Raw genomic sequence first — 12,590 nt, 5'->3', positions numbered from 1 at the left:
CTCGCAACTGCACGGCAACACATCCGCATCAGTAGGCATTTCGAAGATGCCAACAGAACCTGTGGATAAGGATGTGGAGAAAGTCTGATCAACGCGTCCGAAGGCTTACGGTTGCTCGACTGAAAACAGATCGGTCAGATCTTGATCGCCTAAAAAAAACAATTTAAAAACAGTCGATTGACGCTTCGTGAACGATCGGCACTCGATCGTTCGCAAGATCAAGGACAGGGCGAGAAGCCGCTCCGAACCCATGTGTACAACCGGTTTGTCAAGGCTTGCACGACATCCGTTCGCTCTTGATTCGACGGACGGATATCGCTATCCGATGGGCATGCTCCATGCCTGCGTCGATACGGCAAGCTAGCGAATGAAAACATCTGAATATACTGATAAATCGAGCACGCCCGCAGGTCCGGACGCGGCTTGCACTTGCCCCGAAAAAGGCACAGCATTAGCGGCCGGACGCGACCGATCGGAAGAATCGGCGATCCACGCCCCTCCAGCAGTCAGCCACCCGGACAAGACGTAAAAGAGCATGACGCCAAGCGATCTCAAGCCCGTTCGCGATCACATCGCCTCCCGCATCATCGGACAAGCGTCCTTCATCGACAGCATGCTGATCTGCCTGCTGAGTGACGGCCATCTCTTGGTCGAGGGCATGCCGGGTTTGGCCAAGACGACCGCCGTGAAGGCATTGGCCGATGCGCTCGAGGGCGACTTCCACCGCATCCAGTTCACCCCCGACCTGCTGCCGTCGGATTTGATCGGCACGGACATCTATCGCCACGAGAAAGGCGAGTTCGAGTTCCGACCCGGTCCGCTCTTTCACAACATCCTGCTGGCCGACGAGGTCAACCGCGCCCCGGCCAAGGTCCAATCGGCCTTGTTGGAATCCATGGCGGAGCACCAGATCACGGTGGGTCTCAGGACCTATCCGCTGCCCAAGCTCTTCATGGTGCTGGCGACCCAGAACCCGGTGGAGCAGGAAGGCACCTATCACCTGCCCGAGGCGCAGCTCGACCGCTTCCTGATGCAGGCGGTCGTGACCTACCCCAGTCGCGACGAGGAGCTGAAGATCCTCGAGCTCGACGCCCGCCAGCAAAAGGAGCCCGAGACCGCGCCCGTGGAGCGCCTCAGCCAGGCCGATCTCTTCGCGATGCGCCGCGATGTCGCCGGGCTCTATCTGGATCCGAAGCTGCACAGCTATATCGTCGATCTGGTGCAAGCCACCCGTCAGCCGAAGCTCTATGACCGGGATCTCGGGCGCTGGTGCCGCTTCGGCGCCTCGCCGCGCGCCAGTATCGCGGTCGCCCGCTGCTCCCGCGCGCGGGCTTGGCTCGACGGCGACGACTTCGTCGCACCGCACCATATTCAGGCCGTCGTCCCCGAGATTCTGCGCCATCGCCTGCTGCTGACCTTCGAGGCCGAGGCCGAGGGGGTGACCACGGACGTCTTCGTCAACCGACTCCTGACCCTGGTGGCCATCCCCTGACATCGACCGCCGTACGATGAGCCTCTATCCCCGTCTCGATGACCTGCTGGAGCTGCGCCATCAGGCCCACACGCTTGGGCTGCCCTCCCATCATCTCGTCAACTCGACCTTCGCCGGACTCTACGCGTCGGTCTTCCGCGGCGCCGGGGTCAATTTCGAGGAGGTGCGCGAGTACCGCGAGGGCGACGACATCCGCTATATGGATTGGAAGGTGACGGCCCGCACCAACGAGCCGCACATGAAGATCTTCCGCGAGGAGCGCGAGCGCTCGGTGATGCTCTGTGTCGACAAGGGCCCGCACATGGCCTTCGGCACGCGCGGGACCTTCAAGTCGGTACAGGCGGCCCGCGCGGCGGCCCTGATCGGCTGGGCGGCGAGTCGGCTCAACGACCGGGTCGGCGGACTGGTCTTCGGCGATCCATCCACCGGACTCCAACACTTTCGTCCCTCGCGCGGTCGCCGCGCACTCTGGCAACTGCTGCGCGCCCTGACCGTGCCCGGCGCCGAGCTGGATCCCTCCATCGACTGTCTCGGCGGTGCGCTGCGGCGGGCGACCTCGGGCCTGCCGACCGGCTCGCTCGTCTTCGTGATCGCCGACCTCAACCGCGATGCCATGGGGTTGGAGGCGATCCTCGGTGATCTGGGACAACGCAACTCGGTCGCGCTGATCCCCATCGACGACCCGGCGGATTGGGAGATCCCGTCGATGGGCATCACCACCTTCACCGGCACCGACGGCACCCTGGTCGAGGTCGACACGGACGACCCGCAGGCCCGGCGCAGCTATCGCGAGGCATGGGAGGAGCGGCGCGCCCTGCTCCAGGCGGTGGTCCATCGCCTCGGGATCATCCTGCTGCCGGTGCGGACCGATGCCGAGATCCATCTCAGCCTGATCCGCGCCTTGGAGCAGCGGGCGCGCTCGCGGGCCGTGTGATGGACCCGATCCTCGCTCCCTCGCCGCCCATCGCGATGCTGCGCGACATCCACGACATCCCGCCCATCCATTGGTGGCCGCCGGCCCCGGTTGGTGGCTGCTGGCGATCGCCCTGACGCTGCTTGCACTTCTGGTTTGGCGCTTGCGTGTTCGGATCAGCCTGCGTATCCCTATTCCCGGCATCACGCTCGGCAGTTGGCGCTGGGAAGCCGCAGCCGCGCTCCGCGATCTCAAACGCCGTGCCGGCAAGGGGCAGGACGCCAAACAGACACTCGGGGAGCTCTCCGAGCTGCTGCGCCGCATCGCCATGGCCCGACTCGGGCGTCCGGCCTGCGCGGGTCTCGTCGGGACCGCCTGGCTCGACTGGCTCGCCGCGCACGATCCGAACGGCTTCCTCTGGCGCGAGCGAGGACGCATCCTGATCGACGCACCCTATGCACCGGCCGGCGCACTTCACAAGAGTGTCGGCGCAAAGGATCTCCTGTCCTTGATCGACGCGGCGCTCGCCTGGGTCGAGGTCCGCGACGCGCCGCAGGGGCGGCGCCACGGCCTGAGCCAACGTCTGAGCCAACGTCTGAGCCAGCGCCTGATCCGGCGCCTGCCGTGGCTCGGAGCGCGGGGAACGCCCGTGGTTGAGATCCGCCATGTTTGAGTTTCATTGGCCTTGGGCCGCACTCCTCTTGCCCTTGCCGCTCCTCCTGCCCTGGCTTTGGCCGGAGCGCGGACAGGATCCAGGCGAGACGACGCTCGAAGGTCAGCGTGTCACCCTGCTGCACCCGCAGATCGCCGCACTCCAGGCCGCCTTTACTGCGCGGCGCCCCGGTCTGCAGCTTACCGGCTGGCTGTATCGGGCCTTGCTCTATCTACTCTGGATCGCGTTGGTCTTGGCGCTGATGCGTCCGCAGTGGCTGACGCCCTACACCGAGATCAGCACGCCGGGTTACGACCTCATGATCACGGTCGATGCCTCGCACTCGATGGAGGCGCTGGATTTCACGGTCGATGGCCGGCCGGTCAATCGCATGAGCGTGGTGCGCGGGGTCATGGGCCGCTTTATCGAGGGTCGCACCGGCGATCGTGTCGGTCTGGTGGTCTTCGGCAGCCAGGCGTTCATACTCTCGCCCCTGAGCCTGGACCGGCTGGCCGTCCGTCAGCTGCTCGACGGGATCGTCCCGAGCATTGCCGGCCCGGCGACGGCGCTGGGCGACGCCATCGCGCTCGGGGTGGTGAAGCTGCGCGAGCGTCCCGAGGGGTCGCGGGTCATGATCGTCATCGCCGACGGGGACAACAATGCCGGACGTTTCGCACCGAGCGAGGCAGCGACGGTGGCCCGACAGAACGGGGTGCGCGTCTACGTGATCGGGGTCGGCAGCAAGCAGGCGAGCATCCCGATCCTCGAAGAGGGCGTGGTGCGGTATCGCGACGATCTGACCATGGACGAAGGCGTCCTCGAAGAGATCGCCGAGCTGACGGGCGGGGCCTATTTCCGTGCCACCGATACCCGCGCGCTCGAGGAGATCTCGGCACGCATCGGCCAGCTCGAGAAGACCGAGGCGGAAACACGCACCGCCTACCTGCCTCGGCCGCTCTACCGCTGGCCGCTCGGACTCGCCTTGATCGCCCTGCTCGGACTCGGCCTCTTCCCCGAAGGTCGCAAGCGCTTCGTCGGGAGGGCTGCAGGTGCTTGACGGCGGCTTTCACTTCGAGCAACCGCTGTGGTTTCTGGGTCTGCTGGCCTTGCTGCCGGTCGCCTATTGGCTCAGGCGCAGCGCCGCCCGCGCGGCCGAAGGCCCGCTGCACCGCTATGCCGATCCGCACCTGCTGCCGCACCTGACCGGGACGCGCGATCTGCGCACCACCGAGCGCTGGGGCCGCTATCTGAGCTGGGTCCTCTTGTGGGCGCTCATCCTCACGGCGATGGCCGGCCCGCGCTGGGACGCCACCGACGTACGGCTCTTCCATCCGGGCAACAACCTGCTGATCCTGCTCGATATCTCGCGTTCCATGCAGGTCACCGACGTCACCCCGAACCGCCTCGGGCGCGCCCGTCACGAGATCAGCGATTTGATTCGCAAGAACCGCGAGGCGCGTCTTGGCCTGATCGTCTTCGCCACCGTGCCGCACGTCATCTCGCCGATCACCGAAGACACCCAAACGATCCTCAATGCCTTGCCCGCCCTCTCGAGCGACCTTGCCGACCCGAGCTTGCAGGGCAGTCGTGTGGGCGCGGCGCTCATGCGCGCCGAGCTGCTCCTGGCGGGACTCCCCGAGGACAGCGCCCGCTCGATCCTTCTGATCTCGGACGGCGACTTCGAGGAGCCCGACCTCCCCGAGCAGTTCGCAGTGCTGGCATCCCGAGGGATCCGCATCCACACGCTGGGCATCGGGACGACGCAGGGCGGATTGGTGCCGGGACCGGCCGGCGGATTCATCCGGGATCTCAGCGGCGAGCCGATTCGCTCCTCGCTCGATGCGGCGCTCTTGGCACATCTGGCGGAGACCGGCGCCGGCATCCATCGGATCGCCGACTATCGTGACGCGGATTCGGACGCCATCCTGCGCGCAGTCTCGGTCTCGCGCCTGCCGCCGCAATCGAGCGACGAGCGAACCCGGGTGTGGAACGAGCGCTATTGGATCCCCGTCGTCCTCGTCATGCTGCTTGTGCTGACCCGGTTCCGCGCGCCGATTCGGCGGCGGAGGTCATCCACATGAGCGCCCCGTCGATCCTGCGCCACGGCGTTCTGTCCCGCTCCGCCGCAGTGCTCCTCATGCTCGCCGTCTGCCTGCCGTATCCGGCAGTCGCCGAATGGTTCAAGACCTCCGAGCAGGAGGCGCTCGAGATCTACCAGACGGGTGACTTCGACACCGCCGCGGAGTCCTTCTCCGATCCCTATCGACAAGGCGTCGCACTCTACCGCGCGGGGCGACTCGACGAGGCCGAACGCGCCTTCAGCCAGGCCGAGCAATGCAAGGAGGGCCAATCGGCCCGTTACAACCTCGGCAACACCCGCTTCGAGCGTGGCGACTATGCGGGTGCCGCGACGGCCTACGAGTCGGTTCTGCGCGAGGATCCGAGCCACACGGATGCAGCCCATAACCTAGCCGTCACCCGAGCCACCTTGGCGAGGCTCGAGCAGGAGCAGTTTCGCGACGAGTCGGAACACGAGGACGGTGAGGATCCGACACGGAGCGCCGAAGAGCGCGATCGGGCATCACAAGAAGAAGAGCAACAGGAGCAGCCATCGCCACAGGAGAAGTCCGAGGAGGCGCAGCAGTCCGAGGAGGCGCAGGAATCCGAGGACCAGCAGCAGGGGAGCAGCAACAGCCATCCGAGCAACAAGAAGGCTCGGAGCAGCAACAAGAATCCGAAGGCGAGGAGTCCGGCGACGAGCAAGGCGAGGACAGCGGCTCGCAGGACCAATCCTCCGAGGGCTCGGGCCAGCAAAGCGAGTCGCAGGCCGAGGGTGAAGGCGACGAGGCGGGTCAAGGGCAAGGCAGCGACGCATCCGAACCCACCGATGGCGAGGCGCAGGGCGACTCCGGCGACGCCCGCGGCGCGGATGAAACGGATCAGGCCGGCACGGCAGCGGACACCGCAACCGACTCGGAGGGCGGCGAGTCCGATCAACCCGAGAGCGACAGCGATCGAGGCGACGCCGGGGATCGGACCACGCCGAAGGGCACCTCCGGCGAGGAGACCGCATCCGAGTCCGAATCCGGAAAGGACGGCGAGACCCGCGATGGGAGCGAGGGCGACGGCGAGGAGGATCAGACGCAAGCACCGCGAGACGAATCGCCCCGAGATGAATCATCCGGAGACGACCCAACGGACGGGCGTGACCCGAGTCGCGGCGAGCCCGAATCACCCGACGAAAACGGCAAGGAGCCGGAGCCAGCAGAGCCGGGGCGCGCAGATGCACCGGGCTCCGACCCGAGCCAGCCCGACCGCGAAGACGGTGGCGCCGACGACGCCACCGGCCGGACACCCCGTCCGGGTCCGCCCGGTCCGGCAGAGGTGAAACCACCCGAGACGCTCGGCACCGAGGCACAGCCCGAGGCCGCAGAACGTTTCGATCAACTCGGTGATCGGCCCGGCGACCGATTGGACGAGGACGCAACGGACGAACGAGGCGCGATCGACGGCTCACCCGCGCTGGGTGCAGGCATGGCCGTGATGGAGCAACGGCTCAAGCAGGTGGAGGGCGACCCGTCACTCTTGATCCGCAATCAGTATCGCCTCGAGGAGCTGCGTTGGATGCAGACGACGGGTGCGCCCATCCTGGAGAATCGTCCGTGGTGATGCGCACCGAAAGTCTCCGACGTCACGCGACGCTGTCCGGCCTGATGATCCAGGCGTCGCGTCCGATACTTGGCCTGATTCCGATCCTGATACTGGGCCTGTCGCTGGGGTTGTTCGGGCCAGCGGCGAATGCTTGGCCCTACGGCCATCCGGGACAACAGCCCTTCCCGCCTCAGGGACCCTACGGCCAACCCCCGCCGCAGCCCGGAGCCTGGCAGTTCCGCCCCCAACCACCGACCCATGCGCAAGGCACCCCGCCGGCCTATCCGCAGGGTGCGCCCCCTGCCTATGCGCCGGGCCAGATGCCGGCACCCGGTTATGGTCAGTTCCCGGGCCAAATGCCGGGCCAAATGCCGGGGCAGTATCCGGGGCAATATCGGGCCCAACCGCAAGCAACGCCGCCTCGGCTCGAAGCGACGCTCGGCGAGCCGGAGCCCTATGTGCAGCAACCCCTGCTGCTGCGTCTTCGGCTGATCACCTCGGAGAACCCCGGCGAGGCCACGCTCGATCTACCCGCGACCGGAGACGCACTCATCCAGCGTCTGGACGGACCGACCCCGGAGTCCCGCGCTGCCGAGGGGGGCCGGCGCGAGATCGTCAACACCTTCATCCTGACCCTGATCCCGTTGCGGCCTGGCGATATCGAGATCCCACCCATCAAGGTGACGGGAACCGTGCGAGGCATGGGCGGCGGCATGCAGCGCTTCGAGTCGGTGACCGACCGCCCGATTCGCCTTCAGGTTCGACCGGCCGTGAGCGCGGTGACGCCCTGGCTGCCCTTGAGATCATTAAGTCTCAAGGCCGACATCGATCGCGAAACCACCTTGGTCCCCGGGCAGCCCGTCACGCTGGCGTTGGAGCTTGTCGCCACGGGAGGCACGGCGGCGCAGTTGCCGAGCCTGGAAGACCAGCTCGCCGGACCGGATCACCGCGTCTATCGCGAGCAGGTGCTCACGGAAAGCGGTCTCTCGGCGGACCGCCGTGATCTGGTCGCACGCCGGACCGAGTATTACACCCTGGTCCCTCAATCCTCCGGTCGACTGACCCTGCCCGAGATCGATGTCGCTTGGTGGAACACCGACTCGGGCACCCGAGAGGTCACGAGTCTGCCGATGCGCACCTTGAGCATCGGCGGAGAGAGCGGCCCCTTCGGCATGCCCTCCTCCGTCATGACCGCGGAAGACTGGAGCCTCGTCTGGCTCCCGCTGACGGGGCTTTTGCTGCTGATCGCGGGCTATTGGGGCGGCGTCTTCTACGCCACCAAGCGGCAGCCGACAGATCGAGCGCGAGCCCGGCCGGCGGCAGGGCTGGTCGGCAGACTCCGTGCCTTCGGTGCCCTGATCGTCAACCGCTGGAGTCGCCTCGCCCGTCGTCTGCGACCCGAACCACTCGTCGCGCGCATGCGCACCGCCGTGGCCGCGGCTCTCCCGCCGAGCAGTCGATTCCTGCTCTGCGTGGGCCACGCCAATCGCGCATCGGACCCCGTCGACTGGTGCAACCGCTTCGAAGCGGATGCCCGCAGCCGGCTCCGCTTCCAAGGCGAGGCCACCCAGCCCAACCTCACCCGACTCATCCTGAGCTTACGTCCGCACGCGGATCCGGCAACCTTGACCCGGCTGATGCAGGAGCTGGACGCCGCGCTCTACGGCCGACAGGGTCTCGACTTCACGCGATGGAAACGCGACTTCATGCGGCAGGTCGGCCGCGGCGCCGCGCTGCGTCCGCGCAAGGGCCGCGTCGCCCGGATCAAACGCGCTGCATTGCCGGCCCTCAACCCCGGTCGTTGAGCCGCTGCGGGTGCGGGGGGTGCGGGGTGCGGGGTGCAGGGCGGAGGGCCGCAAGGATCAAGCAACCAAAACCATTGAGGGCGAGCGTGGCGAGCCGCGTTCCGGCAGTGTGTGTCGAGCGCCAACGGCGCGACCGATGTCAGCCCGGGGCAGCGCCCCGGGTTTCAATCTCGAGAATGTCGTACACGGTGATCCGAGTACCGCGGATGCAGGGCTTACCGCCCCGAACGGATGGATCGATGGTGATCAGTTCGGTTAAGTCGATCAAAGGCAATCCTCCTCTAAAAGAGCTTTGTTGAAGGCAGGACGCCTCCTATTCCAAACAATCATCTAAACCGCGTCGACGCCGACAGTCGTTGACTCGCACGCGCCCGAGACCCGCTCCAGCCCCGCATATGCCGGGGGACGCGGTTTAGATCACCAGTCCAACTCGACGGGATCCCTGCGACGGGCGTTGATCTGAACCTCATGCACGCGTCCGTCGGCCAAGCGAATCACCCGGTCGGCCATGTCGGCGATCACGGCGTTGTGTGTGATGACGGCCGTGGTGGTACCGAGCTCCCGGTTGATCTGCTGGATGACCTGTAAGACACGGATGCCTGTCTTGGAGTCCAAAGCGCCGGTAGGCTCGTCGCAGAGCAGCACGGCCGGGCGCTTGGCGACGGCACGGGCGATGGCCACGCGCTGCTGCTCGCCGCCGGAGAGTTGGGAGGGGAAGTGGTCCAGACGGTCTTCGAGGCCGACCAGAGCGAGGGCGTCCTCCGGGGTCATGGGGTCGGGGCTGATCTCGGTGACGATGGCGACGTTCTCGCGCGCGGTCAGGCTGGAGATGAGGTTGTAGAACTGGAAGACGAAGCCGACATGTCGACGCCGGAAGGCGGTCAGCGCCTTGTCGTCGGCACCGGTCAGATCCTGGTCGAGATAGCGGACCCGGCCGCCGGACGCGCGGTCGAGTCCGCCCAGGATATTGAGCAAGGTGGATTTGCCGGATCCCGATGCCCCGAGCATGACCACCAGCTCGCCGGCATAAAGCGCGATGTCGACGCCGCGCAGGGCTTGGATCTCGACCTCGCCCATGACGTAGGTCTTGACGAGGTTATCGACCGCGAAGACGACCCGCCGGGGCGCGCGCGGGTCGGCGGGTCGAGTCGCATCGCCGGACGCGGATTCGGAATGACGCATGTCGCTCCGGACGCGGTTTAAGGCGATTGCCGAACGAATTCCTGCATGACCCTGACCGCCGATTTGCGGGGAACGACGGGCTTGCCGCGCGCATGGAGATGCATGCGCGTGAAGGCCGCGCCCAGCAAGAAAATCAGTGCCGAGAAATAGACCCAAAACAGGACGACCACCAGCGAGGCCGCCGCTCCGAAGGTGGACGCCTTCGCGGTGTGTGCAAGAAACAGGGTCATGCCGTAGCGCCCGATTGCGAACATCAACGCGGTGACGATGGCCCCGATCATCACGTCCCGCCAGGAGAGGATCACGTCCGGCAGCACCTTGAAGAGGGTTGCGATGAAGGCCGTCGCGATCAGCAGCGCGATCGCCGATTGCCCGCCGACCCACAACAGCTCCAAGCCCGGCAACGACAGGTCAAGGTAGGGCGCGATCGCGCTCAGCGCTGTGCTGATCACGCTGTAGAGCAACAACGCCAGGCCGATCAACAGAACCACGAACAAGGCCAGGATTCGCGTCATGGCCATGCGCAACAGACCGCTGCTTTCGGGGTTGGGCCTGACGCCCCAGATGGTGTTGAGCGAGAAGCGCAATTGGGCGAAGACGGTGGTTGCACCGACCAGGACGGCGCCGATGCCGAGCAGGGTCGGCATCAAGCCCGTCGTCTCCACGCGCGACATCAAGACCGCGTGCTCGATCGCTTGGGCCGCGCCAAACCCGATGGCGTCCTGCAGGCGCGCGGCAATCTCGCCTTGGGCCGCACTTTCGCCCAGCACCAGCCCCAAGACCGCGGCGACGATGACCAGCGTGGGCGCGAGGGAGAACAGGGTAAAGAAGGCCAATGCGCCGGCATGGCTGAAGGCGTTGTGCTCGAGCCACAGCTTGCCGGCATCCCGGGCGAGTTGGAATCCCTCGATCGATCTCGGTCCGACAGACTTCGAGGCTTGCGTCATTGCTATTGATATCCGACAGCCCGTCGTGTCAGTTGGCCATCGCGTCGATCTCGGCGAGCAGACGCGTGTAGTCCGGCGACTCGGGTGCGGCATAGTGAAAGTTTTTGAAGAGCCCGGTCAGCTTGTTGAAGTGGTGTCGCACCGCGGCCTTGTCCTCGAAGCCGCGCTCCTGCTCGACGATGCCCCAGACGCGGTCGAAGGTGAGTTTTTGGCGATCCATGGGGACCGCGCCGTCGACATCGTCGAAGGCGTCCTGCTGGAGGAAGACCATGTCGAGGAAGAGCGCCTTTTGATAGACGACATAGTCGTCCGTCGTGATGCCCTCCTCGCCCGTCACCTGCATCATCTGCTGGACGCTGTCGCCGCGGACCAGGAAATCCTTCAGGGCCTTGACGCGCTCGGTCCAGGTCGGGTCCAGGTTGCGGGCGTACCAGTCGGACAACTGCTCCAGGTAGCGCGACCAGGAGATCAGCGGATCGATCGCCGGATAGAAGCGGCGGTACGCACGATCGTAGGAGAGCCCGAGGAAGCTCTTGACCGTGCTGAGTGTCCCCTGCGTGACGGGTTCTTCGAAGTTGCCGCCGGCCGGGGAGACGGTGCCGATCATGGTCAGGCTTCCCAAGCTGCCGTCGGCGCTGCGAATCAGGCCGGCGCGCTCGTAGACGCTGCGGATCGCCGATTCCAGATAGGCCGGGAAGGCCTCCTCGCCCGGGATCTCTTCCAGGCGCCCCGAGGTCTCGCGCATCGCCTGCGCCCAGCGGGAGGTCGAGTCGGCCAAAAGCAGGACGTGATAGCCCATCTGGCGGTAGTACTCACCGATGGTGATGCCGGTGTAGATCGACGCCTCGCGCGCCGCGACCGGCATGGACGAGGTATTGCAGATAATGATGGTGCGGTCCATCAGCGAGCCGCCGGTCGCCGGGTCCTTGATGCGCGGGAACTCCTGGATGGTTTCCACCACCTCGCCCGCGCGCTCGCCGCAGGCGACCACCAGCACGATATCCACGTCCGCATGCTTGGCCAGCGAATGCTGCAGCACGGTCTTGCCGGCACCGAAGGGGCCGGGGATGCAGGCGGTCCCGCCGCGCGCGACCGGGAAGAAGGTGTCGATGGTCCGCATGGTCGTGATCATCGGCTCGTTCGGATAGAGCCGCTCGGTCGTGCGCGCGCGCAGCATGTGCTCGGTCAGCGGGCGGCGGACCGGCCAGCGCTGGGTCAGGTCGACGGAATGCTCCTCGCCCCCGGCATCGCGGATGCGCGCGACCGGGGTGTCGAGCGTCACGCTCCCTTCCTGAATCCAGGTGACCTCGACCTCGCCGGCCTCGTCGAACGGCACCATGATCTTGTGCGTGAAGCGACCCTCCGCGACCGTGCCGAGCAGGCCGCCGGCCCCCAAGCGCGCACCCTGCGACACGGCGGGGACGAAGGACCATTTGCGCTCTCGGTCCAAGGGATCGACGTCCACGCCGCGCGGCAGGAAGATGCCATGCGCGATGGCGATCTTGTCGAGCGGGCTTTGCAGGCCGTCATAGACTTGACCCAGTAAGCCGGGTCCGAGGATGACCGACAACATCTCGCCGGTCTGCTCGACCGGATCGCCGATGGTGATGCCGCGCGTATCCTCGAACACCTGGACGTCGGCGGTATCGCCACGCACCCGCAGGACCTCGGCCTTGAGCCGTTCCTGGCGTCCATCGGTGGGAACCCGTCGCGGCAGGATGAGGACCACCTCGTTCTTCATCAGGGGGCGGCGCGTCCCCTTCTCCCAGCCGGCCTCGATGGTCACCAGGCTCTCCTGCACCGCGATCACCTGTGCGAGTGCGTCGGCCCGTGTCGCGGGTGCCGGTGGGGCTATCGGGGCATCGTCGCGCATCTCGGCGAGGTCCTGTGTCGGGGAGGCGCCTTCGGACGCACGCGACCGGTCCTCGTGCCTGGGCTTGCCTCGGGT

Annotated in this window: 12 protein-coding genes; 8 read left to right on the top strand and 4 right to left on the bottom strand. The window is 66.4% G+C overall.

Annotation, left to right across the window (positions count from 1 at the left end):
* Positions 1 to 535 precede the first annotated feature (535 nt).
* The 8 genes from KFB96_RS23125 to KFB96_RS23090 all read left to right on the top strand — a co-directional run bounded on the left by KFB96_RS23125 (position 536) and on the right by KFB96_RS23090 (position 8,513).
* Positions 536 to 1,492, top strand: coding sequence for a MoxR family ATPase (locus KFB96_RS23125; RefSeq protein WP_213456407.1), 957 nt, complete (start codon positions 536 to 538; stop codon positions 1,490 to 1,492).
* Positions 1,493 to 1,508: 16 nt separating this feature from the next.
* Complete coding sequence (locus KFB96_RS23120) at positions 1,509 to 2,426, top strand: DUF58 domain-containing protein (RefSeq protein ID WP_213456408.1); 918 nt, start codon at positions 1,509 to 1,511, stop codon at positions 2,424 to 2,426.
* 73 nt (positions 2,427 to 2,499) lie between these two features.
* Complete coding sequence (locus tag KFB96_RS23115; protein ID WP_300970843.1) at positions 2,500 to 3,078, top strand: DUF4381 domain-containing protein; 579 nt, start codon at positions 2,500 to 2,502, stop codon at positions 3,076 to 3,078.
* Complete coding sequence (locus KFB96_RS23110) at positions 3,071 to 4,114, top strand: VWA domain-containing protein (protein WP_213456413.1); 1,044 nt, start codon at positions 3,071 to 3,073, stop codon at positions 4,112 to 4,114. The genes KFB96_RS23115 and KFB96_RS23110 overlap by 8 nt, the downstream gene beginning before the upstream one ends.
* Positions 4,107 to 5,138 (top strand): VWA domain-containing protein, encoded by a 1,032-nt coding sequence (locus tag KFB96_RS23105; RefSeq protein ID WP_213456415.1) that lies wholly within the window; start codon positions 4,107 to 4,109, stop codon positions 5,136 to 5,138. The genes KFB96_RS23110 and KFB96_RS23105 overlap by 8 nt, the downstream gene beginning before the upstream one ends.
* Positions 5,135 to 6,445, top strand: a complete 1,311-nt coding sequence (locus KFB96_RS23100) for a tetratricopeptide repeat protein (RefSeq protein WP_213501568.1) — start codon at positions 5,135 to 5,137, stop codon at positions 6,443 to 6,445. The genes KFB96_RS23105 and KFB96_RS23100 overlap by 4 nt, the downstream gene beginning before the upstream one ends.
* Positions 6,442 to 6,726 (top strand): hypothetical protein, encoded by a 285-nt coding sequence (locus KFB96_RS23095; RefSeq protein WP_213501566.1) that lies wholly within the window; start codon positions 6,442 to 6,444, stop codon positions 6,724 to 6,726. The genes KFB96_RS23100 and KFB96_RS23095 overlap by 4 nt, the downstream gene beginning before the upstream one ends.
* Positions 6,723 to 8,513, top strand: coding sequence for a BatD family protein (locus KFB96_RS23090; protein WP_213456419.1), 1,791 nt, complete (start codon positions 6,723 to 6,725; stop codon positions 8,511 to 8,513). Before KFB96_RS23095 ends, KFB96_RS23090 begins: the two co-directional genes overlap by 4 nt.
* 139 nt (positions 8,514 to 8,652) lie before the next feature.
* Here the strand turns inward: KFB96_RS23090 and KFB96_RS23085 are convergent, their stop codons facing one another.
* The 4 genes from KFB96_RS23085 to KFB96_RS23070 all read right to left on the bottom strand — a co-directional run bounded on the left by KFB96_RS23085 (position 8,653) and on the right by KFB96_RS23070 (position 12,515).
* Entirely contained in the window at positions 8,653 to 8,778 is a 126-nt protein-coding gene (locus KFB96_RS23085) for a DUF433 domain-containing protein (protein WP_213457034.1), read from the bottom strand.
* A gap of 152 nt (positions 8,779 to 8,930) precedes the next feature.
* Positions 8,931 to 9,590: an ABC transporter ATP-binding protein gene (locus tag KFB96_RS23080; RefSeq protein ID WP_300971747.1), complete on the bottom strand. Its 660-nt coding sequence runs from the start codon at positions 9,588 to 9,590 to the stop codon at positions 8,931 to 8,933.
* Positions 9,591 to 9,712: 122 nt separating this feature from the next.
* Entirely contained in the window at positions 9,713 to 10,642 is a 930-nt protein-coding gene (locus tag KFB96_RS23075) for a YihY/virulence factor BrkB family protein (protein ID WP_300970839.1), read from the bottom strand.
* A 28-nt stretch (positions 10,643 to 10,670) separates the two neighbouring features.
* On the bottom strand, positions 10,671 to 12,515 hold the full coding sequence (locus tag KFB96_RS23070) for a V-type ATP synthase subunit A (RefSeq protein WP_213457038.1): 1,845 nt from the start codon (positions 12,513 to 12,515) through the stop codon (positions 10,671 to 10,673).
* Between the last annotated feature and the right edge of the window lie 75 nt (positions 12,516 to 12,590).

The organism is Thiocapsa sp. (assembly GCF_018399035.1).
In the GTDB taxonomy this organism is placed as follows: domain Bacteria; phylum Pseudomonadota; class Gammaproteobacteria; order Chromatiales; family Chromatiaceae; genus Thiocapsa.
Note: the sequence above shows the minus strand (reverse complement) of the source record. Positions and strands in the feature narration are given on the sequence as shown.